The sequence below is a fragment of the Glycocaulis sp. genome, from assembly GCF_050485565.1.
In the GTDB taxonomy this organism is placed as follows: Bacteria; Pseudomonadota; Alphaproteobacteria; order Caulobacterales; family Maricaulaceae; genus Glycocaulis.
The window spans coordinates 287,099-312,282 of sequence record NZ_JBJHBQ010000001.1; the positions used below are offsets into that span (position 1 = coordinate 287,099).

Here is a 25,184-nt window from a genome sequence, read left to right on the forward strand (position 1 = left end):
CCGTCAGGCCAGCATAGGCAGCCCCTTCCCCTTGCAGGCCCGCCGCAAACCGGCCAAGAAAGCAGGCATGAGCACAAACGCTGGAACGGTGATCATCGGAGCGGGTCAGGCGGGCCTGTCCTGCGCGGCGGAACTACGCCGGCGCAAGTATGACGGCCCGGTGACCCTGATCGGGGCAGAGCCGCACCTGCCCTATCAGCGCCCGCCCCTGTCCAAGGGCTATCTGTCGGGCGAGATGCCGGTGGAGCGCCTGTGGCTGAAACCTGAAGCCTTCTATCCGGCGTCGGACATTACCTGCCTGACAAATGCCAGTGTCACCGCGATTGACCGGGATGCGCGCGAAGCCGTGCTGGCCGATGGCCAGCGCATCGGCTTTGAGCATTGCGTCATCGCCACGGGCGGCGAGGCGCGCATTCCGCCGATTCCGGGCGCGAACCTGCCCGGCGTGCAATTGCTGCGCAATCTGGGTGAGGCCGACCATCTGTCCGCCGCGCTGAATGACGCCAAATCGCTGGCCGTGATCGGGGCGGGCTATATCGGGCTGGAAGTGGCGGCATCGGCGCGTAAGCGCGGCCTGAAGGTGACGGTGCTGGAAGCGGCTGAGCGGCCCATGGCGCGCACGGCCAGCCCCATTCTGGGCGGCTGGTTTGGCGCCATCCATCGCGGCTATGGCGTTGATCTGCGCGTCAGCACGCCGGTCGCCTCCATCCTTGAAAAGAATGGGCGGGCTGGCGGCGTCGTGCTTGGCGATGGCGAGGAAGTTGCCGCTGACAGCGTGTTGCTGGCCGCTGGCCTGGCGCTCAATACGGGGCTGGCCGAGGCGGCGGGGCTGGACTGCGAGGACGGCATTCTGGTCGATACCGCCTGCCGGACGAGTGACCGGTTCATCTATGCCTGCGGTGATGTGGCCCGCTTCCATTCAGCCCTTTATGGCCGCTCGATCCGGCTGGAATCGGTGCAAAATGCCATTGAACAGGGCAAGGCCGTGGCCGCCGCCATTACAGGCGAGGATGTACGCTATGACCCTGTGCCGTGGTTCTGGTCAGATCAGTACGAGCTGAAACTGCAGATCGCGGGCCTGATCGACGGTGGGGATTCCATCGTGCGGCGCGGCGATCCGGAAATGGGCAATTTTGCCGTCTTCCACCTGAAAGAGGGCCGCATCATTGCGTGCGAGGCCATCAATTCAGCGCCCGAATACATGGCGGCGCAAAAGCTGATCCGCAGCGGCAAGCCGGTCGATGCCGACGCCTTGCGCAATCTAGATGTGGCGATGCGCGACCTTCTCGCCTAGATAACGCTGCAGACACGCAATCGAACACTTCCAGGACATGACATGACGAAAATCACCTTCATCGAGCATGACGGCACCGAGCACACTGTCGAGGCCGTCAACGGGCTGACCGTGATGGAGACTGCCATCCGCAACATGGTGCCCGGCATCGATGCCGATTGCGGCGGGGCGTGCGCGTGCGCGACCTGCCATGTCTATGTTGATACGGCCTGGGAAGATAAAACCGGCGAGCGCTCCTCCATGGAGCAGTCCATGCTGGATTTCGCCTCCGACGTGGAAGCGACCTCGCGCCTCTCCTGCCAGATCAAGGTCAGCGACGAGCTGGACGGCCTTGTCGTGCGCCTGCCCGAACAGCAGGGTTAGCTCCCTCGTGCTTCGAGACGGCCCTTCAGGCCTCCTCAGCATGAGGGAGTTTGGCGGCCCTCATCCTGAGGGCGAGCGTTAGCGAGCGTCTCGAAGGACGAGGGCCCGGGCAGTGCTTCCTCTAGACCCGCTCCACCTCGCGCCGGACAATGGCCTGCACCAGCCCTGCCGGGGCGAGCTTGGTGAGTATGTAGACCGCGCGCATTTTCACGCCGGACACCACAAAGCGCTTGCGTCCGTCCAGCCCGCGCATCACGTCGCGCGCCACCTCATCGGCTGTGGTGGAGGTGAAGCTGTCAAAGGTGCGAAGCCCCTCCATGCCGGCCGCGCCCTTGAAGGGTGTGTCCTTTACCGCTGCCGGGCAGACCGTCATTACCCGGACATTGGACCCGGCCTCTGTCAGCTCACGGTCCAGCGCCAGCGAGTAATGGCGCACAAACGCCTTGGTCGCCGCATAAACCGCCATGAAGGGCACGGGCTGGAAAGCCGAGTTGGAGGCGATATTGGCGATGGTCCCGCCCTTCTTCTCCATCAGAGGAATGAAGGCGCGTGTCATGGCGTGCAAGGCAGAGATGTTGAGCGCAATCATCGCCTGTTCGCGCGCCGGGTCGAGCTGCGCCGATGCGCCGAAAAAGCCGATCCCGGCATTATTGACCAGAATGTCCGGCGCGGCCGTCTTCTTCACCCATCGGGTGATCCGGCCAATGGCATCGGCTTCGGTCAGGTCCACGCACAGCGCATCAATGTCCGTATCCGGATAATCGGCTTTTAGCGCGTCCTGCGCGGCGCTGATCTCGGCCGGATCGAGGCTGATCCACGATACTTTCCAGCCTCGTGCGAGCGCGCGCCTCGTCAGCGCCAACCCGATCCCGCTGGACCCGCCGGTAATCAGGATGCGTGTCATTCAGCTGATGTCTCATCCAGACGCGGCGGCACAGGGAAGGCGTCAACCGTGGGCCGGTCGAGGCCGCCCGTCCATATCTGCCCCTGCCAGGGCACCACGGTGGTCGCGCCCAGCTCACCCTCACGCGTCGGCCCGTAGAGCACGCGCACCGGCTCACCGAGGCGATTGACGGCCAGCCCCATGACCGGGCGAGCGGGCAGTTCCGGCTCGCCAAACACGTCGGCAAAGCGGCGCATGAGACGCTTGAGCAGGGGGCGCGGATGGAAGAACTCCATCAGCTCGCTGCGCCGGGAGGGCATGGCGATCCAGAGCAGCTGCTCCTCCTCATCCCAGTGAATATTGTCCGGATAGCCCGGCAGGCCATCGATCAGGATGCGCAGATTTCCGGTAACAGGATCAAGCACATGCACCTGGGCGGCCCAGGTTTCATTGATGAACACATCGCCTGATTGCGGGTCGTGCGCCACGCCATTGGCAAAGGCGAGATCATCGGCGAGCACGCGGCGCGTGCCATCGGGCGTGTAGGCTAGGATGCGCGCGGTACGCTCGCCCTCCCAGAAGCTCTCCATGTATTCGCCATAGCCGTAGCGGCCAGACGCGTCTGTGAGGATGATGGTGCCATCTTCGAGAATGGTCAGATCGTCGGTGAAGACGAGCGCGGGAAACTCACCGGGTTCATCGATAACCGTCCACCCATCCTCATCAAGGCGGATAAGGCCGGCCAGCGCATCGGCCACGTGCAAAACCCCGTCAGGCGAAAAGGCAAGGCCCAGCGGACGCCCGCCCGTATGGGCAACCTCCTCCCAGCCGCCTTCAGGCGCGCGTGCCATGATGCGGCCATCGGCAAGCCCGGTATAGAGCCGCCCGTCCGGACCCGGCTCAAGATCTTCTGCCCCGTACAGGCCCTCCTCGGTCAGGACAGGCTCGACAGGGTTGGCAAACAGGGCCTCCAGCTCAGGGTCTGGCGGCACAGGGTTGAAATAGCGCGCATCAAGCGAGCCCGGCCCGAACAGAAGCAATATGGCAAGCCCGAACAGGCCGAACAGAACCGCCACCAGCCGGATAATCCACGCCATCATCGCCCCCTTAAGCGCCCAAACTTATCCCGTCAGCTTCCCTTGAAGGCCCAAGCTTGGCAAGGGCTGAGCCATGCCGGTCCGCCTCAGGTCACCGCATTGCGCTTGCCAAAACGCGGCTCGGAAAAGCGCCCAGACTGGACGATCTCCACCATGATCTGCCCGGCGCGGAAGACCTGCGCATGGGTAAGGTAGAGCGGCGCGAAGCCGAAGCGCATCACGTCCGGTTCACGGAAATCCCCGATCACGCCTTCAGCGATCATCGCCTGCACAATCGCATAGCCATCTTCATGGACCAGGCTGACATGTCCTGCCCGCTGCGCCGATGGCGGCGAGATCGTTTCCAGCCCCAGCGGCGCGATGGCAGCCAGGAAGGTGTCGCCCAGCGCGCGGGCCTTGGCCTCCACCTTAGCCATGTCCAGGCCCTCAAAGGCGCTCAGCGCCCCGTGGAGCGCGCTCATGGAGAGGATGGCGGGTGTGCCGGCACCGAAGCGGGAAACGCCTGCGGCAGGCTTGTAGCCATCCTTGAACGCGAACGGTGTGGCATGACCCATCCAGCCCGATAGCGGCTGGGCGAAGCTCTCCACCACATCGCGGTGGCAGTAGACGAAGGCGGGCGCGCCAGGGCCTCCGTTCAGATACTTATAGCCGCAACCCGCCGCGTATTTCGCGCCGTCGCGTTCGAGCTGCAGATCCACAAGCCCCGCCGCGTGCGACAGGTCCCAGATGATCGTCTTGCCGAACCGGGCAGCGGCGCGCTCCTCCGCCGCGATATCCACCTTGGCGGCCGTCTTGTAGTGCACAGCGCTCCTGACCAGCACATCCACGCCATCGGGCAGGCCAGCAACGCCCGCGCCCGGCTCGATGAGGGTGAAAGGCGTGCCGGAGAGGCGCGACAGCCCCTCCATGACATAACCATCGGTCGGGAAATCGCCTGTCTCCACCGCCACGCCGCGCCCGCCGCCCATAACGAGACCGGCGGCCAGCTTGAAGAGATTGACCGAGACGGAATCGCCCGCGATCACGCTTGTCTCGTCAACGCCGATCAGGCGGGCAATGCGCGCACCGGTGCGCAAGGGCAGGCCCATCCAGTCAGCGCTGTTCCACGAGGCGATGAGATCATGGCCCCACTCCATCTGCGCCGCTTTTGCGAGCGCATCGAGCGCCGGGCGCGGGGGCGGACCCAGCGAATTGCCATCGAGATAGATCACGCCCTGCGGCAGATCGAACAGGTTTGCCGTATCGGCAAACGGATCATCGCGGTCCAGCGCGCGCGCATCATCAAATTGCATCAGCTCAATTCCCTCAAAGCCGCGCGCACCGGCGCAGCATCCAGCCCGGCAAGCTTTAGCGGCAGGGCTATCAGCTCGTAAGGGCCTTCGGCCACATCATCCAGCACCAACCCCTCAAGAATGCGCATATCGTGCGCAGCCACGCGCTTGTGGGCATCCATGGTCTTGGAGGTTTCAGGGTCCACCGAGGGCGTATCAATGCCGATCAGACGCACGCCGCGCGCATGGAGAAGATCGATGGCTTCTGGTGCCATGGCCGTGAAATCACTGTCCCACGCATCTTGAGCCGCCACGTGGCAGGTGCGGATCAGCACGCGCGCAGGCACATCATCACCGCAGACCGCCTCCAGCCGTGCGGCCAGTGCCTCTGCGCTCACTCGCTCACCCGCATCAAGGCAATGGATCACCACGCAAGGCCCGATGAACACATCAAGTGCCATCGCGGCGGCGTCCTGGCCCTTCGCATCATAATGCAGCGGGGCGTCCGCATGCGCGCCGGTATGAGTGGAGATGGTCAGCTTCGAAACGTTGACCGGCGAGCCGTTACCCATGTCCCAGGTACGCTGGAACTGAACCGGCGTATCACCCGGCCAGACCGGCAGGCCGGGGTGGATGACAGGAGAGATGTCGATGATGCGGGTCATGGTCTCACGCGCCCTGCGGTTCCGTGTTTCCTCCCCCGTTTACGGGGGAGGTGTCAGCGAAGCTGACGGAGGGGGGAAACTATTTGAACTATCCCCCCCCCTCGGCCCTTCGGGCCACTCCCCCCGTAAACGGGGGAGAAACTGTCAGCAGCCTATAGCGGCCCCCGGCCCATGATGCCGCCATCGATGATGAGGCACTGGCCGGTCATATAGCTGGAGGCATCGCTGGCGAGGAAGTGGATGGCCGAGGCCATGTCTTCAGGCTGGCCGATACGCTGGAGCGAGAAATTGCGCTTCATCATGTCATCAAGGCCGGGATTGGAGGTAAGGGCGCTGGCCAGCTTGGTCTCGGTGAGGCCCGGGCAGAGCGCGTTGACGCGGATATTGTGGCCGCCCGCCTCCTGCGCCAGCACCTGCGTCATCGAAATCACGGACGCCTTGGTGATGGAATACACGCCCTGGAAAAAGCCGGGGCGCAAACCATTGACCGAAGCGACATTGACGATAGAGCCGCCGCCTGTCTCCTTCATCATGTGGATCGCGCCGGTGGAGAGGAAGAACGGCCCCTTCACATTGACCTCGAACGTCTTGTCGAACGCGTCTTCAGGCGTGTCTTCCACGGGGCCGAAATACGGGCTGGTCGCGCCGTTATTGACCAGAATGTCCAGCCGGCCTTCTTCCTTGCGGATCGCTTCCAGCGCCGCATCACGGTCCTGCGCGCTGCCCAGATGCAGGGTCATGGCGCGGGCCTTGCCGCCGGCTTCACGGATTTCAGAGGCGACGCGCTCGCAGTCTTCAATCTTGCGGCTGGCCGCGATCACGATGGCGCCATTGCGGGCCAGACGCTTGGCCGCTGCCTCACCAATCCCGCGGCTGGCCCCGGCAATCAGCGCCACCTTGCCGTCCACGCGCAAATCCGTCTCGGTCATCATCCGGTCCCCTTGTTGATTGTCTGAAAAATGCCCGCCACCGCCCGTCCATGGACGAGCGGTGGCGGTATATGGGCCGCCTCTCTTGCCTAGTCGGCAGCCAGAAGCGCGTCGTAGTCGAGTTCCGAGGAGGGGATTTCCCCGCCCGGTCCTTGAAGATAATGGCGCATCCAGCCCATCAGCCGGTGGGCATAGTCAAACTGGGCCGCTGCGTTGCGCAGGCCATGGCCCTCGCCCGGATAGGTGACAAGACGCACAGGCGCTTCACCGGCCAGCTTGAGATAGCGGTAGAGGATATAGCCTTGCGAGGGCGCGACGCGGGTATCCACCTCGCCATGCATGACCAGTGTCGGCGTGGTCGAGCCGTGCGCATGCATGATCGGGGAATGCCGGAAATACCACTCCCAGTTCTCCCACGGATAATGGATGAAATGGACATCGACCATCTCGACCGGGATGTCAGTATTGCCCATGAAGGACACCAGATCGGTCAGCGCCACGAACGGAACCGAGGCCGCGAAATGCTCGCTGGCGACGGTTGCGCCCCAGGCGGAGGCAAACCCGCCATAGGAGCCGCCGGTAATGCCGACGCGGGCCGGATCGATCACGCCCTGATTGGCGAGATGTCCGACGCCATCAACAATGTCCTCGAACTCCTCGCCGGGAGGGTTGAGATGATCCAGCTCGATAAAGGCAAAGCCGCGCCCGGTGGAGCCGCGATAATTGGGGTAGAAAACGGCAAAGCCTTCGCCCGCACCAATCTGGCCGGGCCGCGAATAACCGGTCAGCCAGCCATTATGGTCGTGGGCTTCCGGTCCGCCATGGACGACCGCGATCATCGGCCAGCCATTTTCAGGGCGCTCGCCCTGCGGGGTGATGAGCACGCCTTCCACCTCGACCCCGTCGCGCGCCGTCCAGCGCACCACGCGCTGCTCGCCGAGCGTGCGATTTGCCAGCCAAGGATTGAGGTCAGCCCAGCGCACCGGGGCCTCGCCCGGGCTGGCCACGTACACATCACGCGGATGAGCCGGGCTGTCAGCCACGAAGGCGACCGTTTCGCCTGAGGCATCAAGGCTTAGCGAGTGGGCCACATAGCCGCCATGGGCTTCGCGTGAGACTTCCTCGCCCTCGGGCGTATAGGTCACCCAGGCGCTGTCCTGACGCACATGGGCGAGCGCGAAAATCTGCCCGCCCCGCCATTCAAAGGTGCGGATATGCTGTTCGGCATCGGGCGCAATCTGGATGTACTCGCCAGTCTGCACGTCAGCGACATGAATGGTGCCAGCGATTGAATCTGACCGGTTGATCGCGGCCAGGAAAGCATACTGCGAACCATCGGGGGAGAAACGGCCGAGATCGATCTTACCGGGCGTTTCAATCGTGCTGATGACATCGCCGGTTGCGGTGTCTGCAAAGCTCCAGCGCTGCTCCATCATGGAATCGTCCACAGACGGCGTCGGCGCCAGTCTCACCGCCAGGACTGATCCGTCCGCGCTCAGCTGAATGGCAGAGGCATGGCCGGTCAGGTCCAGCCGCTCTGCGGCGCTTTCATTGTCACCCAGTCCGGCCCGCCAGACATGGGAAAATGGCTGGTTTTCCTCATAGATATTGGCCCGGAAGCCGCGCTCGCGCAGTTCGCTGTGGTCAGGCTGGTCCGGGTCACGGCCGATGAAATAGATCGAGCTTGCGTCCGCAGACAGGAGATAGCCCTGCATGCCGGTATCGGGGTGGTAAAGCCGCTCCGGCTCACCGCCCGACAGCGCTACCCGGTAGAGCGCGGGGCGTTCATCGCCCTCGCGGCGGGCCAGAAAGGTGACGCTCTCGCCATCGGGATGCATTGCCACCCCGCTTACCGTATCTTCACCGGCAACGAGGGCGCGTGCCGCGCCCGGCCTGTCAACGGCGTAGAGGTGAGAGGACGGCGCGCCATCGCTTTCGCCGGTACGGATATCGCGCGGAACCGAGACCGTGAACACCACTGTGCCGCCTTCAGGCGCAATCATCACCTGGCCTGCCTGACGCAGCTGGAACAGATCATTGATCGAAACACTTCTGGCCTCGGCCTGCTCCTGCGCCAGAGCCGGTGCGGCTACGGCCGGCACAGCCATGGCAGCACCAGCCAGAACGGCGGCCATCAGGCGGTGTCTCATGCGAAATGTCATCGGGTTAGCCTCCCTGCAATCTTGTCATTGCATGGAAAGCTAAAGCGGCAGAGCCCTCACGTCGAGCTTCAGGCCGCACCAGGGCGCAAAATGCGTCAGGCGATAATGTCGGGATTGAGCTGGTCTTCGATGGCGAAGATCATGTCCTTGAGCATCAGCTTGCGCCGTTTCAGGCGCACCAGCTTGAGCTGGTCGACCACGCCGCATTCCTGCGCGGCGCGCACTTCCGCATCCAGCACACGGTGCTCGCGGCGCAGCTCTGCCAGCTTGGCCACCAGCGCATCATCATCCAGATCACCGAACATTCCCAGTCAATTCACCTGTTTGAAGTGCAACCTGCCCGCCCGGCCGGGCCGGCTCAGATTGCAAATGCGTGGACATGACCCGTGTTGCGTCCGCGATGGCCAGCAAGCCACGGGAAGCGCACATTACCCTTTTTCGAGCGCGGAGAAAACGGCTTCTTTGAAGCGCGTGACCGGCGCGCCGGGCGAACAGCGGGCGCGATACCCGTCCAGCGCGGCGGCCGCCGCATCCGGCCAGTGCGCAGCGCCGGGAAGGACGGGCGTATCGAGCGTCTGCAGCATGGTCTGGGCGATGTGTTCTGCAGCCAGCTCTGCGCCGAGGACCGATTGGCGCAAAGCGTGCGCAGCCTCCAGCGGGACCGGCGCAGGCGGGGCTTTCAGCCGCTCACGCACACCGCGCAAGGGGCCAACCGCCAATGCATGCCAGTCACCGGCGAGGCGTATTGCATCCTCAAGCGCGGGCAGCGGATCACGCCCCTGCCCGGTGCTCCAGACAATCCAGAAGGCGATATTCACGTCCAGCCCCGCATCCTGCAGCGCCAGTGCGGAGCGCTTCACCGGCTCATGGTCATAAAGCGCGACGGAAAAATCCCACAGGCTTTGCCCGTGCGCGGTTTGCATCACGCCTTGCCCTTGCGGGCTGCGCCGGGCCGTTTGCCTTCCCTGATGTCCTCGCCCCAGCGCCGGGTCGGCGTCCAGTCAAGACCGAACAGGTCCAGCGCCCGGCCCACGGACTGGTCCACCATGTCATCAAGGGTTTCAGGCTTTGCATAGAAGGCTGGCAGAGGCGGCATGATGACCGCGCCCATCTCGGTCAGCTGCGTCATGGTGCGCAGATGACCGAGATGAAAAGGCGTCTCGCGCACCATCAGCACGAGGCGGCGGCGCTCTTTCAGCACCACATCAGCGGCGCGCGTCAGCAGGCTGGAGGTCACGCCGGTTGCGATCTCGCTCATCGTCCTGACCGAGCAGGGCGCGATGAGCATGCCAAGCGTCTGGAAGGAGCCGGAGGCTATCGGCGCGCCGATATCGGGAAAGGCGTAGACATGATCGGCGCGCGCGTGGATGTCAGCGGCTTTCAGCCCCATCTCATAGCCCAGCGTCATCTCGGCAGCCTTGCTGGCCACGACATGGGATTCGATGCCCAGATCGCGCAGAGCCTGCAACGCCCGCATGCCGTAGACGACGCCGGACGCGCCTGACAGTCCGACAATCATGCGCGATGGCAAGGACTTGGCTTCAGACATGGGAAACCCTTCCGCGACACGGACAGTTTTCACCATTGATAGGAAGGGGTGTTTGATGTTTCACTTCCAGTCCTTGATCCAGCGAAGGAGGCTACACATGCCAGCTGAAGCGCGTATCCGTGAGCTTGACCAACGTCACACGCAACTGGAAAGCCGCATTGAGCGAGAACTCAAGCACCCTTCGGCAGATACGCTGCACCTAGCAGAGCTCAAACGACAGAAATTGCGCCTCAAGGAGGAAATTGAAACCCTCCGGCGCCGACATTGACGCTTTTTGCGGCAATTCACCACACATGATGAAGGGCGGGCTGATATCAGTCCGCCCTTTTGCATTTCCTGCCCGCCCGGATGGACCGGGCCGCGCTCGCGTGCCTATCATGCGCAGGTCATGCACCCGAACCTGCTGTAGAAGGCCATCCATGCTGACTCTTTCCCGTGCGCTCGTCCTGCTGGCGCTGAGCTGCCTGGCAGCTCCGGCCTTCGCGCAGCCTTCTGGCGGCAACCCGCAAAGTGCAGCAGCCTGCCCTGAAGCCAGCGAGGCCATGGCGGCCGGGAATGCCGAAGACGCCGTTGCCGCGCTTCGCGCCTGCCTGTCCGCGCGCCTGCACCCTTGGCAGACAGAGGCCGAACTACGCGTGCGCCTGGGTGCCAGCCAGCTGGCACTCGGCGAAAGCGAGGCCGCGCTTTTCACCTATAATCAGGTGATTGCTTTATTGCGCGATAATGGCGGCAATACCGATATCCCCATCGTGCGGCGCAACCGCGCGGTCGCGCTGTTCCAGCTTGATCGCACAGAGGAAGCGCTGGCCGACCTGCTGATCGCAGAGCGCGGCATGCCGCAGGATGATTTCGTCCATATCCTTCTGGGCGGGGTCTATATGGAGCTGGATCGCGGTACCGAAGCCATCGCCGCCTATGATAATGCGATCCGCCTGGCCCCCAACTCACCCGGCGGCTGGATTGGCCGTTCGGCCGCCTTTATAGAGCTTGATCTGATGGACCGCGCGGTCGAGGACGGGCGCGAAGCGGTGGCCATCGCGCCCGATGACGGATCTTCGCTGAACGCCTTGTGCTGGGCGCTGGTGAAGGCGGAGCGGGCCAGCGAAGGCATGGATATCTGCTACGCTGCGGTCGAAGCCGAACCCGATTCCGGTGCCATCATTCATTCCCTCGCCGCCGCGCTTGAACAGATCGGGGAGCATGAAGAAGCCTATCCGCTCTTCGCCCGCGCGTTCGAGCTGGAGCCGGACAATTCCACGATCGCTGATGATTATGCGCGCGTGAGCGGCGCGTCCGGCGACTAGGGCCTTTCCTTATCTGACACGGAGTTTGCCGCATGGCCGGTTCAGAACGCGTTGCCATCGTCACCGGGGGTGCCAACGGAATTGGCGCGGCATGCGCCCGGCGCCTGGCAGAGGAGGGCGTGCGCGTCGTCATCGCCGACATTGACAAGAAGGCGGGCGAGGCGCTGGCAAACGATCTGGGAGCGGCCAAGAACCGCGCGCTTTTCGTCAGCTGCGATGTCGCCGACAAGCTCTCGGTTGCCAATCTGATGGCCGAAACCCTGTCGGCCTTCGGCCAGCTCGACATCCTCATCAACAATGCCGCCATACTCGCCAAGGGCGACATACTCTCGCTGGAGCTTGCCGATTTCGACAAGGTCATTGGCGTCAATCTGCGCGGCGCCTTCCTGGTGGCCCGCGCCTGCGCACGCCAGATGACCCGCCAGATCGAGGAGGATGACACGCGCGGCGATGATGCGCGGCGCCGGTATGCCATCATCAATATGAGTTCGATCAATGCCGTGATGTCGATTGCCGACCAGCTGGCCTATTCCACCTCGAAGGGCGCGCTGAGCCAGATGACCAAGGCCATGGCCCTGTCACTGGCCCCCTATGGTATCCGGGTGAACGCCATCGGCCCCGGCTCGGTCAATACCGACATGCTAAAAGCCGTAAACGATGACAAGGCCGCCATGGACGCGGTGCTGTCGCGTACCCCGCTCGCCCGGATCGCCGACCCGGACGAGATCGCCTCTATCGCGTGGTTTCTGGCCTGCAAGGAATCCAGCTATATCACCGGCACCTGCATCTATGCCGATGGGGGCCGCCTCGCGCTCAACTATGTGATGAAGCGCGAGGATTACGAGGACTAGGGTGTACTCTTAAAAGGCCCCGGATATGCGCTTTGCGCATTCCGGGGTTTCAGCATCAATCCTCGTCTTCGTCCTTCGCAGGGGCCTTGCCGAACAGCTCGTCGAGCGTGGTCGGGCCGGTGGCCGCAGGCGCGGTTTCCTCGGCGGGTTTGAGCACGTCTTCCTCGATCTTCACCGTGCCGGCATCTTCCATTTCCTTGCGGCGCTTGGACGCCTTGCGCACCTGCTCATCGAGATCGATCTGGCTGCACAGCCCCAGCGATACCGGATCGGTCGGCTTGATATTGGCCGAGTTCCAGTGCGTGCGCTCGCGCACCGCCTCGATCGTGGTCTTGGTGGTGCCGACCAGCTTGGAAATCTGGCCGTCGGTAAGCTCCGGGTGATTGCGCACCAGCCAGGCAATGGCATCCGGGCGGTTCTGGCGGCGCGAGAGCGGCGTATAGCGCGGCCCCTTCTTGCGCGCGGTCTCCTGCAGATCAGCGTATTTCGGGCGCGTAGCCTGCATACGGTAGCTGGGGTCGGCTTCGGCCTTGGAAATCTCTTCAGAGGTCAGCTGCCCGCCCGCGATGGGATCAGCACCGCGCACGCCGGCCGCCACGTCCCCGTCAGCGATGCCCTTCACCTCAAGACGGTGCAGGCCACAGAAATCGGCGATCTGCTCAAAAGACAGGCTGGTATTGTCGACGAGCCAGACAGCTGTCGCCTTGGGCATGAGAATGTCGGACATGGCAATAGACTCCTTGGTCTAGGGGGAGCGCCGGAGACAATAGAAAACCCGGCGCGGTCCGCCGGGTTTCGGTCGATCCGACCCGCCAAGGCTGGTGTCCATGACACCTTTTATCAATGACGGGGTTTGGCGTGCTTATAGCGTGTGAGCGCGCGCCTTGAAAGGGGGTATTCCCGGCGCGCGCGCCATGCCTATGGCACCAGCAATATCTTGCCCGCATGGGCCATGGAATCCATGCGTTCATGGGCCTTTGCCACGTCGGCCAGCGCAAAGCGGGAATCGATCAGCGGGCGCACCCTGCCCGCCTCCACCCACGGCCAGACATGGGTGCGCACGGCAGCGGCAAGGGCCGCCTTTTCTTCGTTGGAGCGGGCACGCAAGGTCGATCCGGTAATGGTCTGGCGTTTCAGCATCAGCCCCATCAGGTCAATCTCCACCCGTGAACCTTTGAGGAAAGCGATCTGCACCAGGCGCCCGAACCGGTTCAGCACGGCGAGGTTCTTTGCCACATAATCCCCGCCCACCATGTCCAGGATCACGTCCGCGCCGCCAGCGGCCTTCACGCCCTCCGCCCAGTCGTCTTCGCGGTAATTGAAGACATGATCTGCGCCGAGCGAGCGGCAGGTTTCACACTTGTCCCGCGTTCCCGCCGTCGCCATGACAACAGCGCCGTGCGCCTTGGCCATCTGGATTGCCGTTGTGCCGATACCGCTGGAGCCGCCATGGACCAGAAAGCGCTCACCGCTTTTCAGGGCGCCCGCCTCGAACACATTGGTCCAGACGGTAAGCACGGTTTCGGGCAGGCCCGCAGCAGCAACCAGATCAACGCCCTCCGGCACAGGCAGGACGGAGCCGGCAGGCGCGCGCGCGATATCGGCATAACCGCCGCCCGCCACCAGCGCGCACACGCTCTGGCCAATATCAAACCCGCTCACCCCCTCGCCAATCGCCAGCACGGTGCCGGAAACCTCCAGCCCCAACCCTTTGGGTGCGCCGGGTGGTGGCGGGTAAAAACCCATGCGCTCGATCACGTCGGGCCGGTTCACCCCGGCCGCAGCCACCTGGATCAGGATTTCGCCGCGTCCGGGCGGGGCAAGCGTGGTCTCTTCCAGCCGCAGGGCGTCCGGACCACCGGGCTGCGGGGCGGTGACAATGCGGGTTGTATAGGGTGCGGTCATGGAAACTGATCCGTGTAATGGCGCAATTTGGGGGCGCATCGCGCGCCCGTTTACGCTATTGTGCAGCAAGACAGGCGCTCGCAAACCGTCGAGACGCAGCCGCCAGAACAGGGAGGTGATGCCCATGTTTGACGATGAACTGCCGGTCACCCGGCGAGCGGTCATCACACCGGGGGAGGATATTTCCGCCCTGTCCGTCGCCGATCTGCAAGAGCGTATCGAGACGCTGAATGGCGAGATTGCGCGCGCACAAGCGATGATCGACCACAAGCAGGACAAGCTGGGAGCGGCGGAAGCCTTTTTCAAAAAGGCCTGACTTTTTCGGTAACTGGCCCCGGCCTTGCTTGGAGACGGGTCTAACAGGCATGCTGCGTCCCGATATGGGTGCCGGGTGCTCAGGGGTATCAAGGCCAGCGCCTGTAACACGGTGCGGCAAATTGCGTGAGGGATGACGGCGTAATGGAAACGGAAACCGGCAAGTCCGGCAGGAACGACATGGTCAGCGAAGCGGCCGTCCGGGTGGCCGATTTTGCGGCCTCCGAGCATTTCCGCCGCCTGTTCCGCGAAGGCATGGACCTGGTCGAGGAAACCGCCAGCTATCTGGACGGGCCGGGCCGGGAAGACGCCAAGCGGCTTGGCCGCGCCGGTGCGCTCGCCTATGCGGCGGAATCCATGACGCTGACCACCCAGCTGATGCAGTCTGCCTCCTGGCTCCTGACCCAGCGTGCAGTGAATGAAGGCGAGATGACGCCCTTTGAAGCTGCCAGCGAGAAATACCGGCTGGGCGGCAAATCCCATCCGCGCGACGGCATGTGGCCCGCAGACGATGATCCCTGCCCGCCGCGCCTGTCCGACCTTGTCACCCGCTCGCAGAACCTGCACGAGCGTTTGAAGCGGCTGGATGACAATCTTTTCCGCGAAGGCCCCGGCGGCGCCGCGCCGGGCGAAAACCCGCTGGCGGGCCAATGGTCCGCGCTGGAAAGCGCGTTCGCCGGGCGGGGGTAGGCAGGGGCGGTCTTTTCTTATGCCTGAAGCGCCGGCGGCGGCATCCACCGCCTTGGCTATCCTCGCTTCGCTGCGGGCGCGCGGTCGCGCTTGCGGCGCTACGCGCCGGGGTGATCTTCGAACCCCAAGCCCCCCTTCGTCATTCCAGAAGCGGCGCAGCCGCTTGTCGGAACTCAGTCATTCATAAAAGCGCTGGGTTCCGGGTGTCGCTGCGGGCAAAAGTACCCGGCGCGCAGTCGCGCTTTTCACGCCGCTTTGTGCGGCCTGCAAGGCCGAACGGCCGCCCGCGACTTTTCGCGGAACACCGCAACGCGGATGCGTTGCGCAAACTAAAGACGAAAAAACGCCCGCAGCTGAGGGGAGCTACGGGCGTTCTTCTAAAGGCCCCGGCCGTGTCGAGGGGACACGCGCCCAGGTGAGGGGGGTGGGCGGTTAGACACCGAAGCCTTTGAACTTGTCTTTAAAGCGCGACACGCGGCCAGCGCGGTCAACGAGCGTCTGCGTGCCGCCGGTCCAGGCCGGGTGCGTGCGCGGATCGATATCCAGCGAGATCTGGTCGCCTTCCTTGCCGTAGGTCGACCGCGTCTTGAACTTGCTGCCGTCCGTCATCACCACTTCGATGAAGTGATAGTCGGGGTGGATATCCTGTTTCATCTGACGGCTCCCGCCTTCAACGTCCGCCACACCCAGACCGGCCTTGGCCTCAAGGTTTAGCGGAACAAGTCTGCTAGAAATGAGCCGCGGTGTATATACGTGCAACGCCTGCGGCGCAAGACCATCGGGGCCGCCAAGAGTCAGTGCGTTTTTCCACAAGGACTTAGAACGCGCCGCCCGAACCAGAATCCTGTGGATATCGTCATGGGAGTGTGACGAAACCTGCCGCACCCGCCTTCGTCCTTCGAGACGCTCACTTGCGTTCGCCCTCAGGATGAGGGCGATTGCACTTTTCCCTCATGCTGAGGAGCGCAAAGCGCGTCTCGAAGCATGCCTGCTACCGCGCTTCCAGCTTCAGCTCGATGCGCCGGTTGCGGGCATGGTCAGCCTCGGTGCGGCCCGTGGCGATGGGGTAGTGCTCGCCTAGCCCTGCCGCCATCAGCCGGTTGGCCGGCACGCCCTCGCCCACCAGCCAGTTGATGACCGAGAGCGAGCGCGCGGTGGAGAGCTCCCAGTTGGAAGAGAACTGCGCGGACGGGCCCAGCGGACGCACGTCCGTATGGCCGTCCACACGGATCACCCATTCGATATCGTCCGGAATTTCGCGGGTGAGCTGGATTATAGCGGCGGCTATCGGACGCAAACCCTCCTGGCCCTCAGGCGACAGCTCGGCCGAGGCGCTATCAAACAGCACATCGGTCTCGAACACGAAGCGGTCGCCCACCACGCGCACGCCTGAGCGATTGCCGAGTATTTCCACCAGCCGCCCGAAGAATTCAGAGCGGTATTGCGACAGCCGGGCCACCTCGCTGGCGAGCGCCGCATTGAGCCGCGTGCCAAGATTGATCACTTGCGTTTCCAGCTCGGCTTCGCGCGCTTCGGACGCTTCCAGCGCCGCGTTGAGGCGCGCCAGCTCCATGCGCAATATCTCCATCTGCTCTGACAGCATGGCGATGGTAAGCTGCGCCTCCTCGGAGAGCTCTTCGGCTTCATCCAGCTGCTCGCCCAGCGCGGAAATGCGCGCGGTGGTGCTGGCAAGCTGCTCGGTGAGGCTTTCATTTTCCGCCGTCAGCGTGCTGACCCGCAAGGTGAGCGCCGCGTTCTCGGCCTCGGCCATGTTCAGCTCATTGGCGATCTGGGCAAGGCGGGCATTGAGGTCAGCCAGCTGTTCGTCCCGGCCCGTCAGGGCGGTGGAGAGCGCGTACTGACCGGTTACGAAGACGGCGAGCAGGAAGACGATGACCAGCAGCAGGGTTGCCAGCGCATCGACAAAACCCGGCCAGTAATCGCCGTTATCGGTGTCACGCTGGAGGTGGCGCGCAATGGCCATGGCCTACCGCTCTCCATCCCGGCGGTTGAGCCGGGCCTGCGCTTCCAGCGCACGCACCAGCACCTTGATCTCGTCCCTGAGAAGCCGCGCGGCCTCCCGGTTGGCTTCTGCCGCATCGTCGGCAAAGCGGGTGAGCGTCACCTCGAGCTGACGCGAATGGCGCTCCATGGTGGAGGCAAGCCGGTCCACGGTGTCTGCGGTCTGTTCCAGCAATGCGCCGACATAGGCGCTGGAACTATCGCCCTCGCCCGCGCCCACCGGGCCGGCGGCAGACAGGCGCGAGATGGAGGACAGCCATTCCTCGATCTCGTTATAGAAGCGGTTCTGCGCCCGGCTCGCCTGCAATTCCAGAAAGCCGATGATGAGAGAACCTGCGAGGCCAAAGAGCGAGGAGGCAAAGGCCGTACCCATGCCCTGTATCGGGTCTTCAATCGCCGCCATCAGCCGCGCCGCTTCCACCTCGCCCGCGCCGGTGGAGGTGGCAGATACCGCCCGCACCGCCTCGCCCACATCGGAAACGACCAGAAGCAGGCCGTAAAACGTGCCAAGCAGGCCGAGGAAGATCAGAAGCCGGCCGAAATAGCGGGTAAAGGCACCGCTTTCGGCCATGCGCGCGGCGACAGAATCCAGCACCACGCGGGCCGAGGCTGCCGACAGGCGCGCGCGCCCGTCCGCCGCATCGGTGATGAGGGCGGCCATGGGCGCAATGAGCGCAGGCGGATTGCCCAGCTGGTCGGGATGGGCGCTGTCACGCAATTTCACCAGCCAGCGCGCACTGGGGCCAATCGCGAGCGCCTGCTGGAAGGTGTAGAGAATGCCGATCAGCAAGACGCCAAGGATCACGCCATTGATCGCGGCATTGGCCTGGAAGGCGGTAATCAGCGGCTCGTGCAGAAAGGCGGCAAGCGCAGCCACCACGGCGAGGAACACCATCATCCAGACGATATACTGGCCGGGGCCGGTAAAGCGCACCTTGCGCGGCTGCGGGGTTTCGGGCGGCAAAGGCAGGTCGCGTGAAGGCATAGGCGGGCTGTCCCTTCTGTTCCGGCACGGGGTCAAGGCATGACCCGTTTGACCATCAGAGACAAGCTTCTTGGCTGTTTTTGGGCGAAGAACGCCTACTTGCCGACTTGCGACAGACGCTTTTTCAGCTCGCCGAAGACGAACTCGTTACCGGCCACGATATGGCCGGTCTCCAGCACATCACCGGTACCGTCCAGCGAACCGGCATAGCCGCCCGCCTCGCGCACCAGCACGATGCCGGCAGCAATGTCCCAGGCTTTCAGGCCGCGCTCGAAGAAGCCGTCAAACCGGCCCGCCGCCACCCACGCCAGATCGAGCGAGGCCGCGCCATAGCGCCGGATTCCGGCCGTATGAGGCATGATGGCGTGCAGCTCGGTGAGGAATTTGGCATGGCCGGACTTGCCCGCGAACGGCATGCCGGTGGCGATCACGCATTCATCGAAATGCTCGCGGCCAGACACGCGCAGGCGGCGGTCATTCATATAGGCGCCGCGGCCCTTTTCTGCGTGGAAGAAATCGTCGGTCGCGGGGTTGTAGACAATGCCCGCAATCAGCTCGCCCTCGCGCTCCAGCGCCACCGAGACCGCAAAATGCGGCTGGCCGTGCAGGAAATTCGTGGTGCCGTCCAGCGGATCAACGATCCAGCGGTGGGACTTGTCTGTCCCTTCCACCAGCCCGCGCTCTTCCATCAGGAAGCTGTAGCCGGGCCGGGCTTTTGAGAGCTCCTCAAAGAGGATTTCCTCAGACTTCGCATCTGCTGTGGACACGAAATCGGCCGGGCCTTTTTTGGAGACCTGCAGATGCTCCACCTCGCCGAAATCGCGCGCGAGCTTGCGGCCCGCCTTGCGCACGGCGCCGGTCATCACCTGCATGAGGGCAGAAACTTGAGCCAAATCAGAAGCTTCCCATTTCGGCGCGGCGCACGTAAGAGCCGTCCTCGGTCGCCACCACCACACGCTCGCCCACGCCCACGAAGGGCGGCACGGCGGAGCGGATATTACCGGTCAGGATGGCAGGCTTGTAGGAGTTCGCCGCCGTCTGGCCCTTGACCACCGGCTCGGTGTCGATGACTTCCAACTCGACATGCTGGGGCAGCTCAACGCCGATCGGCTTGTCTTCATAGAGCTCGACCACCACCATCATGCCATCAGTCAGATAGGCCGCCCGCTCCTCGCCGACGAAATCGATGTGCAGCGAGATCTGCTCATAGGTTTCGGTGTTCATGAAGACCAGCATCTCGCCCTCGGCGTAGAGATACTGATAATCACGCTGATCGAGGCGCACACGCTCCACCTTGTCGGCAGAGCGGAAGCGCTCGTTGAGCTTGCGGCCATCAAGAATGTTCTTCAGCTCGACCTGCGCGAACGCACCGCCCTTGCCCGGCTTCACATGGTCGGCTTTCACAGCCGTCCACAGCGTGTCCTGGTGCTTGATCACCATGCCCGGCTTGATTTCGTTACCGTTGATCTTCATCGGAAAACTTCCCACTGACCCCTGCCTGCCAAGGCGGCGGGGATGCCACATCAAATCGGGCGCGGGTGTATCAGCGCGAGCGTCATGCGGCAAGGCTGGTGGGGAGTGCGCCGATAAGCGTCCCCATCAGGCGCCGTGACCAGCCAAGGCCGAATGTGCGGAAATGGGCAAGATTGCCGTAGAGCACCATGCGCCGGGCGGCGATCTCGGTGACAAGGGCTGCGGGCCGGGCTGACGCCACGGCGCCCAGCGTCACCGGGCCGATCCGTCCGTCCGCGATAACGCCAACCGCCTCCTGCAGGATACGTACGGCGCGCCCGGCCCCGTGATTGACCGCCGCATCGAAGACGATGAAGGCCACCGGCCCCGGCAGCTCATCGCACCGGCAGCTATCCCAGTAGCGCGCCTTGTAGATTTCGCCCGCCTCGCCCTTCGTCAGCGCGCGCACATCGGCCTTCGTCACGCTGCGCCCGCGCCAGCCTTGCAGGGTGGCCAGCGTAATGCCGAAATTGGTCGCGCCGCCGGGATCATCGGGATGGTCGACATAGCCGCCCTCATGGACCAGCACATGGGCAAGGGCTTGGGCGAAAGCGTCAGACATGGGGAGAGCTCCGGCGGGACTGGATCATCAGGCCCGCCAGTATGCGCCCCTTTAGTCCCCAGCCGGATTGAGCCGGTATCTGTCCGCCATTCCGGAGATCGCCTCAGCTTCCAGCCGGGTCAGCGTATCGTGAGTGAAAAGCCCCTCCAGCTGGGCTTCCAGCCGGTCGCGCTGGGGGTCGTCTTCCAGCGAGTTCTCCCGCGGATAGCCCGCCCGCCTGACCCACACATAAGCCTGTTCCATATTACGCAGCACGCCCCGGCCGGTGGCCAGCGCGCCCGCATAGAGGAACTGGGCCTGCGCATCGCCGGCTTCCGCGCCGCGCCGCGCCCATGCGGCAGCGCGCTCGAAATCTCCGCCCGTGCTTTCAGCGTCCTGCATCAAGAGCAGGGCATAATCACCCATCGCTGCGGGCAGTCCCATCTCGGCGGCATGGCGCAGCAGGGTACGGCCCGCTTCCTCGTCGGCTGGCCCGCCCTCGCCGGTAATCAGCATGACGCCTGCAATCGCGGCTGAGGGCGCATCGCCCGCCTCGCCCGCGCGGATATACCAGGGACGGGCAAGAGCAGGGTCGCCCGGCCCGTGTACCCAGTCATCCAGCGCGGCGGCATAGGCAGCCATGGCGCGCGGCATACCGGCCTCTGCCGCCAGCCGCAGCCAGTCCAGCGCCAGATGCGATACGCCCGGATCGCCTGTATCACGCAGGAAAGTGCCAAACTCATACGCGCCGCGCGCATCGCCGGTCTCGGCGGCCTGACTTAGAAACTCGCGTGCATGGAACGGCTCCAGCCCGCCCCGGCGCTCGGCTGCCAGCGACGCCAGGATCACCAGCGCGTCAATATCGTCGTGCTCGGCCGCCCGGCGCAGCCAGCGCACCGCGCCCACATCATCTGCCGTGCCAGACAGGCCGTGCAGAAGGATGTGGCCCGCAAACGTGGCACCGCGCGGATCCCCGGCAGCTGCGGCACGCTCGGCATGGACGCGCGCGCTCAGATAGTCGCCCCTCAGGTAAGCGGCCGATGCACGCGCCATCGCCTGATCAGACGGGCTGCGCTCTTCAATGGCTTCGCCAGACCGGTCGCGTTCGGCCTCTTCGGCAAGGCCCGGCGGCAAGGCCGGTTCCTGTGCAGCGGCGAAGGCGCTGGCCAGCGACAGCGCGCCTAGCGCGCCGAGAGCAGCGCCCCAAAGGCCCGCACGGCCTCCACCGGACCGGCGGGATGGTTCCACACCCCGCCCGATACCGCGATGAAATCCGCGCCCGCCTCTATCACCGGACCGGCATTGTCCGGCGTAATCCCGCCAATCGCTACGCATGGCACCTCAAAGACTTCGCTCCACCACTCGATAATATCCACAGAAGCCGACGCCTTGGGCGATTTCGTGGCAGTGGGAAACATTGCACCGAAGGCGACATAGTCTGCGCCTTTTTCCGCCGCTGTCATCGCCAGATGGCGGCTGTCATGGCAGGTGACGCCGACAATGCCGGTCTTGCCCACCGCCGCGCGCGCCTGCGCATAAGGCGCGTCCTCCTGACCGATATGGACCCCCTCCATGGCGTAATGGACGGCGAGGTCCGGCCGGTCATTCATCAGCACCGATACGCCATGACGCTTCGCGGTCTTCACCAGCGGGGGGATCAGGCCCGGCAGCTGGTTTTCGGGCTGATCCTTCAGGCGTATCTGCAGGACGCTTGCCACGCCCTCGGCCAGCACCGCGTCCAGCAGGTCTGCAAATCCGGCATCAATGCGCGGCGGGGTGATGAGATAAAGCTGGCAGTTCGACATGGGAGAACCGGATACACGCTTCGAGCCGCCAGCGAAAGCCGGGCCTGCCGAGGCCAAGGCGGCACGGGCCGCGGCATACTGCGCATGCGCAAAAATTTCGCTTAGTTCCCTTATAAAAGCCTGCTAGCCATCAAGATGTTAGCGGGGAATTTCCTGTCATCCGCTGGCATTGAGGGGGATGCTCCCCGTTCCTTATGGAGACTTTCATGATTGCCAGAAGTGTTGCCTGCGCTGCCTTTGCCGCGCTGGCCATGGGCGCTGCTGCGTCCGCCCAGAATTATTCCCTGAACCCGAATTTCGGCACGTTTTCGCTGAACGCCGGCTTCCTGCCTGATCCCTACGCCGTCAACGTCGTCGCCGGCGGCAATATCAATGCCAGCCGTCTGGGTTCTGGCTGTGTTGGCTCGATCTCCGACGCGCCGGATGTGCGCCTGAATTTCAATGGCGGCCGCATCTCCATCGGGGCTGAATCGAACGCCGACACCACCATCGTGGTCAACGGCCCGGATGGCCGCTGGTACTGCAATGACGATTTCGACGGTCTGAACCCGCGCGTCACCATCTCCGGCTCCGGCCAGTATGACATCTGGGTCGGCACCTATTCGGGCGGCACGGCCAACGCGGTGGTCTACTTCACCGAGTTCTAGGTTCGGGTTTTCCCGGTACCGATACGAGAAAGGCCCGGCAATGCCGGGCCTTTTTTGCTATGGCGGGAATAGACGGAGCCTACCCCTCAAGCCCCTCATCCCATTCGCCGAGCGCGGCAAGGCCATTCATCTTCGCGCGGTGATTGAAGGCTTTCTGGCCAGCCACTTCATCCTTGCCGCCCCAGGCGGCCAGCGGCGCGGCCTGCAGCGCGCGGCCATAGGAGAAGGTCAGCGGCCAGGGCAGGTCAAAGCCCGCATTCATGATGTTGAGGTGCGCAGTCGCATCCACATCCGACTGCCCGCCCGACAGGAAGGCGATGCCCGGCACGGAGGCCGGCACGCAATTGGTCAGGCACTGCACCGTCATCTCGGCGACCTCCTCGCGGCCCGCCTGCGTGGCGCAATTCGTGCCGGAGATCACCATGTTGGGTTTCAGGATAGTGCCTTCCAGCACCACGCCCTGCTCGAACAGCTCGGCATAGAGGCGCTTTAAGCCAAACTCGGTCACCTCGTAGCAGCGGTCGATATCGTGGTCGCCATCCATGATGACTTCGGGCTCGACGATCGGCACGATACCCGCTTCCTGGCACAGCATCGCATAGCGCGCGAGCGCGTGCATATTCGTGTTGATGCAGTACTGGGACGGTACGCTCTCATCGCCGCCAGCGCCGATATTGATGACGGCGCGCCATTTGGCAAAGCGCGCGCCAAGCGCGTGATACTCGGCCAGGCGCTCGCGCAGGCCATCAAGCCCCTCGGTAATCATCTCGCCCGGCGCACCGGCCAGCGGTTTGGCGCCGGTATCCACCTTGATGCCCGGCACCGCGCCCGTCTTGGCGATCAGCTCGGCCAGCGGCGTGCCGTCCTTGGCTTTCTGGCGCAAGGTCTCGTCATAGAGGATGACACCGGAGATATGCTCGCTCATCGCCGGTTCGGTGCGGAACAGCATTTCGCGCCAGTCCCGGCGGCTGTCCGCGGTCGATTCCAGCTTGATCGTGTCAAAGCGCTTTTTGATCGTCCCGGTGGATTCGTCCGCCGCCAGAATGCCCTTGCCCGGCGCGACCATGCGCATCGCGGTTTCGTAGAGCGCATCAATATCCATGTTTCAAACTCCCCCGTATTGCCTGCTGATCGCGTGCGTGTGCGGCACTATTGCTAGGACGCAGTGTCCATATCCGTTTGTGCGGTTTGCCGCAAAACCTCGATGCCGGGAAGGGATTTGCCTTCCAGCCATTCCAGAAATGCCCCGCCGGCCGTCGAGATGAAGGTGAAATCACCGGCAATGCGCGCATGATTGAGCGCGGCCACCGTATCACCGCCGCCTGCGACCGCCACCAGCTCGCCCTCGCGCACGCGCTGGGCGGCAAAGCGGGCCGCCTCCACCGTGCCGGTATCAAACGGCGTCATCTCGAACGCACCCAGAGGCCCGTTCCAGACCAGCGTCTTTGCGCTCTCGATGGAATCGGCCAGCGCATCAATCGTCGCCGGGCCGCAATCGAGAATCATCTCGTCGCGGGCAATTTCATCGAGCCCCGCCACGCGCCGGGCGGCTTTCGCTTTCAGTTCGCGCGCCACCACCACGTCTTCGGGCAGCAGGAGCTGGCAGCCGGACTTTTGCGCTGCCGCGATGATTTCGCGCGCGGTGGAGAGCAGGTCCGGCTCATAAAGGCTTTTGCCGACATCGGTGCCCTTGGCGGCGAGGAAGGTGTTGGCCATCGCGCCGCCGACAAAGAGCCGGTTCACCTTGGTGACCAGATTCATCAGAAGATCGATCTTGGTCGACACTTTCGCCCCGCCGACAATCGCCAGCAGCGGGCGCTCAGGATTGTCCAGCGCCGCCGCCACATGGTCGGTCTCCCGCTGCAGGGCGAGGCCGGCATAGGCGGGCAGCAGGCGCGCCACGCCTTCGGTAGAGGCATGGGCGCGGTGCGCCGCCGAGAAGGCATCGTTTACATAGACATCGCCAAGCGCGGCCAGCTGCGCAGCGAAGTCAGGATCGTTGGCCTCTTCGCCCGCGTGAAAGCGCGTGTTCTCCAGCAGCAGAACCTCGCCATCCTTCAGCTCGGACACCGCCTTTTCGGCCAGCTTGTCTACACAGTCACCGGCAAAGCGCACCGGCGCGCCGAGCAGTTCGGACAAGGGTGCGACGACAGGTTTCAGGCTCTGGCCAAGTTCGGGCTTGCCCTTCGGGCGGCCGAAATGGGCCAGCAGGATCACCTTTGCACCTTTTTCGGTCAGATGCTGGATGGTCGGCAGGGCTGACTTCAGGCGCGTATCATCGCTGACCTTGCCATCGGCCATCGGCACGTTGAAATCCACACGCACCAGTACGCGCTTGCCGGAAACCTGCGCGTCTTCCAGACGGGCAATCTTGCCTTCGCTCATGGGTCTGTT

General features: G+C 64.0%; 29 protein-coding genes. 8 read left to right on the forward strand and 21 right to left on the reverse strand.

What is annotated here, in order from left to right:
- Positions 1 to 67 precede the first annotated feature (67 nt).
- A complete protein-coding gene (locus tag ACQ5ID_RS01240) occupies positions 68 to 1,294 on the forward strand; it encodes an NAD(P)/FAD-dependent oxidoreductase (RefSeq protein WP_429910660.1) in 1,227 nt (408 codons plus the stop codon).
- A gap of 42 nt (positions 1,295 to 1,336) precedes the next feature.
- Positions 1,337 to 1,657 (forward strand): 2Fe-2S iron-sulfur cluster-binding protein, encoded by a 321-nt coding sequence (locus ACQ5ID_RS01245; protein ID WP_429910661.1) that lies wholly within the window; start codon positions 1,337 to 1,339, stop codon positions 1,655 to 1,657.
- A gap of 121 nt (positions 1,658 to 1,778) precedes the next feature.
- Here ACQ5ID_RS01245 and ACQ5ID_RS01250 read toward each other — a convergent pair whose 3' ends face one another.
- The 9 genes from ACQ5ID_RS01250 to ACQ5ID_RS01290 all read right to left on the reverse strand — a co-directional run bounded on the left by ACQ5ID_RS01250 (position 1,779) and on the right by ACQ5ID_RS01290 (position 10,213).
- Positions 1,779 to 2,561 carry an SDR family NAD(P)-dependent oxidoreductase gene (locus tag ACQ5ID_RS01250; RefSeq protein WP_429910662.1) on the reverse strand — a complete coding sequence of 261 codons (783 nt, stop codon included), beginning with the start codon at positions 2,559 to 2,561 and terminating at the stop codon, positions 1,779 to 1,781.
- Complete coding sequence (locus ACQ5ID_RS01255; protein WP_429910663.1) at positions 2,558 to 3,637, reverse strand: SMP-30/gluconolactonase/LRE family protein; 1,080 nt, start codon at positions 3,635 to 3,637, stop codon at positions 2,558 to 2,560. The genes ACQ5ID_RS01250 and ACQ5ID_RS01255 overlap by 4 nt, the downstream gene beginning before the upstream one ends.
- An 86-nt stretch (positions 3,638 to 3,723) precedes the next feature.
- Positions 3,724 to 4,929: an aminotransferase class V-fold PLP-dependent enzyme gene (locus ACQ5ID_RS01260; protein ID WP_429910664.1), complete on the reverse strand. Its 1,206-nt coding sequence runs from the start codon at positions 4,927 to 4,929 to the stop codon at positions 3,724 to 3,726.
- Positions 4,929 to 5,573 carry an arylformamidase gene (gene kynB, locus ACQ5ID_RS01265; RefSeq protein ID WP_429910665.1) on the reverse strand — a complete coding sequence of 215 codons (645 nt, stop codon included), beginning with the start codon at positions 5,571 to 5,573 and terminating at the stop codon, positions 4,929 to 4,931. Before kynB ends, ACQ5ID_RS01260 begins: the two co-directional genes overlap by 1 nt.
- 152 nt (positions 5,574 to 5,725) lie before the next feature.
- Positions 5,726 to 6,502, reverse strand: coding sequence for a glucose 1-dehydrogenase (locus tag ACQ5ID_RS01270; protein WP_429910825.1), 777 nt, complete (start codon positions 6,500 to 6,502; stop codon positions 5,726 to 5,728).
- A gap of 89 nt (positions 6,503 to 6,591) precedes the next feature.
- Positions 6,592 to 8,664, reverse strand: a complete 2,073-nt coding sequence (locus ACQ5ID_RS01275) for a S9 family peptidase (protein ID WP_429910666.1) — start codon at positions 8,662 to 8,664, stop codon at positions 6,592 to 6,594.
- 95 nt (positions 8,665 to 8,759) lie between these two features.
- Positions 8,760 to 8,969: a YdcH family protein gene (locus ACQ5ID_RS01280; protein ID WP_429910667.1), complete on the reverse strand. Its 210-nt coding sequence runs from the start codon at positions 8,967 to 8,969 to the stop codon at positions 8,760 to 8,762.
- Between the two features lie 123 nt (positions 8,970 to 9,092).
- Positions 9,093 to 9,587: a TIGR02444 family protein gene (locus tag ACQ5ID_RS01285; RefSeq protein WP_429910668.1), complete on the reverse strand. Its 495-nt coding sequence runs from the start codon at positions 9,585 to 9,587 to the stop codon at positions 9,093 to 9,095.
- Entirely contained in the window at positions 9,587 to 10,213 is a 627-nt protein-coding gene (locus tag ACQ5ID_RS01290; RefSeq protein WP_429910669.1) for a UbiX family flavin prenyltransferase, read from the reverse strand. Before ACQ5ID_RS01290 ends, ACQ5ID_RS01285 begins: the two co-directional genes overlap by 1 nt.
- A 97-nt stretch (positions 10,214 to 10,310) precedes the next feature.
- On the opposite strand from ACQ5ID_RS01290, the gene ACQ5ID_RS01295 reads away from it, so the two are divergent.
- From ACQ5ID_RS01295 to ACQ5ID_RS01305, 3 genes are all read left to right on the forward strand, one after another.
- Positions 10,311 to 10,481, forward strand: coding sequence for a YdcH family protein (locus ACQ5ID_RS01295; protein WP_429910670.1), 171 nt, complete (start codon positions 10,311 to 10,313; stop codon positions 10,479 to 10,481).
- 151 nt (positions 10,482 to 10,632) lie between these two features.
- Complete coding sequence (locus ACQ5ID_RS01300) at positions 10,633 to 11,517, forward strand: tetratricopeptide repeat protein (RefSeq protein WP_429910671.1); 885 nt, start codon at positions 10,633 to 10,635, stop codon at positions 11,515 to 11,517.
- A gap of 32 nt (positions 11,518 to 11,549) precedes the next feature.
- Positions 11,550 to 12,368, forward strand: coding sequence for an SDR family NAD(P)-dependent oxidoreductase (locus ACQ5ID_RS01305; RefSeq protein WP_429910672.1), 819 nt, complete (start codon positions 11,550 to 11,552; stop codon positions 12,366 to 12,368).
- Between the two features lie 55 nt (positions 12,369 to 12,423).
- Here the strand turns inward: ACQ5ID_RS01305 and ACQ5ID_RS01310 are convergent, their stop codons facing one another.
- Together ACQ5ID_RS01310 and ACQ5ID_RS01315 are read right to left on the reverse strand one after the other, a co-directional pair.
- Entirely contained in the window at positions 12,424 to 13,095 is a 672-nt protein-coding gene (locus ACQ5ID_RS01310) for a DUF1013 domain-containing protein (RefSeq protein WP_429910673.1), read from the reverse strand.
- A 191-nt stretch (positions 13,096 to 13,286) separates the two neighbouring features.
- Positions 13,287 to 14,273, reverse strand: coding sequence for an NAD(P)H-quinone oxidoreductase (locus ACQ5ID_RS01315; protein ID WP_429910674.1), 987 nt, complete (start codon positions 14,271 to 14,273; stop codon positions 13,287 to 13,289).
- 124 nt (positions 14,274 to 14,397) lie between these two features.
- Here ACQ5ID_RS01315 and ACQ5ID_RS01320 point away from each other — a divergent pair, with 124 nt between their 5' ends.
- Both ACQ5ID_RS01320 and ACQ5ID_RS01325 read left to right on the forward strand, forming a co-directional pair.
- Complete coding sequence (locus ACQ5ID_RS01320; protein ID WP_429910675.1) at positions 14,398 to 14,589, forward strand: DUF1192 domain-containing protein; 192 nt, start codon at positions 14,398 to 14,400, stop codon at positions 14,587 to 14,589.
- A gap of 143 nt (positions 14,590 to 14,732) precedes the next feature.
- Positions 14,733 to 15,278, forward strand: a complete 546-nt coding sequence (locus tag ACQ5ID_RS01325) for a DUF1465 family protein (protein ID WP_429910676.1) — start codon at positions 14,733 to 14,735, stop codon at positions 15,276 to 15,278.
- A gap of 432 nt (positions 15,279 to 15,710) precedes the next feature.
- Here ACQ5ID_RS01325 and rpmE read toward each other — a convergent pair whose 3' ends face one another.
- From rpmE to thiE, 8 genes are all read right to left on the reverse strand, one after another.
- Positions 15,711 to 15,932: a 50S ribosomal protein L31 gene (gene rpmE, locus ACQ5ID_RS01330; protein ID WP_036510101.1), complete on the reverse strand. Its 222-nt coding sequence runs from the start codon at positions 15,930 to 15,932 to the stop codon at positions 15,711 to 15,713.
- A 337-nt stretch (positions 15,933 to 16,269) separates the two neighbouring features.
- Complete coding sequence (locus ACQ5ID_RS01335) at positions 16,270 to 17,262, reverse strand: peptidoglycan -binding protein (RefSeq protein WP_429910677.1); 993 nt, start codon at positions 17,260 to 17,262, stop codon at positions 16,270 to 16,272.
- 3 nt (positions 17,263 to 17,265) lie between these two features.
- Positions 17,266 to 18,285 (reverse strand): hypothetical protein, encoded by a 1,020-nt coding sequence (locus ACQ5ID_RS01340; protein ID WP_429910678.1) that lies wholly within the window; start codon positions 18,283 to 18,285, stop codon positions 17,266 to 17,268.
- A gap of 95 nt (positions 18,286 to 18,380) precedes the next feature.
- On the reverse strand, positions 18,381 to 19,157 hold the full coding sequence (locus ACQ5ID_RS01345) for an inositol monophosphatase family protein (protein WP_429910826.1): 777 nt from the start codon (positions 19,155 to 19,157) through the stop codon (positions 18,381 to 18,383).
- A 22-nt stretch (positions 19,158 to 19,179) separates the two neighbouring features.
- Entirely contained in the window at positions 19,180 to 19,758 is a 579-nt protein-coding gene (efp, locus tag ACQ5ID_RS01350; RefSeq protein ID WP_429910679.1) for an elongation factor P, read from the reverse strand.
- 82 nt (positions 19,759 to 19,840) lie between these two features.
- The gene (locus ACQ5ID_RS01355; protein WP_429910680.1) at positions 19,841 to 20,359 is read right to left on the reverse strand and encodes a glycoside hydrolase family 108 protein; all 519 of its coding nucleotides are present in this window, start codon (positions 20,357 to 20,359) and stop codon (positions 19,841 to 19,843) included.
- A 51-nt stretch (positions 20,360 to 20,410) separates the two neighbouring features.
- Complete coding sequence (locus ACQ5ID_RS01360; RefSeq protein WP_429910681.1) at positions 20,411 to 21,586, reverse strand: tetratricopeptide repeat protein; 1,176 nt, start codon at positions 21,584 to 21,586, stop codon at positions 20,411 to 20,413.
- Entirely contained in the window at positions 21,520 to 22,143 is a 624-nt protein-coding gene (gene thiE, locus ACQ5ID_RS01365) for a thiamine phosphate synthase (RefSeq protein ID WP_429910682.1), read from the reverse strand. Before thiE ends, ACQ5ID_RS01360 begins: the two co-directional genes overlap by 67 nt.
- Positions 22,144 to 22,349: 206 nt before the next feature.
- Here thiE and ACQ5ID_RS01370 point away from each other — a divergent pair, with 206 nt between their 5' ends.
- On the forward strand, positions 22,350 to 22,790 hold the full coding sequence (locus ACQ5ID_RS01370; RefSeq protein WP_429910683.1) for a peptidase S1: 441 nt from the start codon (positions 22,350 to 22,352) through the stop codon (positions 22,788 to 22,790).
- 79 nt (positions 22,791 to 22,869) lie between these two features.
- Here the strand turns inward: ACQ5ID_RS01370 and ACQ5ID_RS01375 are convergent, their stop codons facing one another.
- Both ACQ5ID_RS01375 and ACQ5ID_RS01380 read right to left on the reverse strand, forming a co-directional pair.
- On the reverse strand, positions 22,870 to 23,892 hold the full coding sequence (locus ACQ5ID_RS01375; protein WP_429910684.1) for a class I fructose-bisphosphate aldolase: 1,023 nt from the start codon (positions 23,890 to 23,892) through the stop codon (positions 22,870 to 22,872).
- A 53-nt stretch (positions 23,893 to 23,945) separates the two neighbouring features.
- Positions 23,946 to 25,175 (reverse strand): phosphoglycerate kinase, encoded by a 1,230-nt coding sequence (locus tag ACQ5ID_RS01380; protein ID WP_429910685.1) that lies wholly within the window; start codon positions 25,173 to 25,175, stop codon positions 23,946 to 23,948.
- Positions 25,176 to 25,184: the final 9 nt, after the last annotated feature.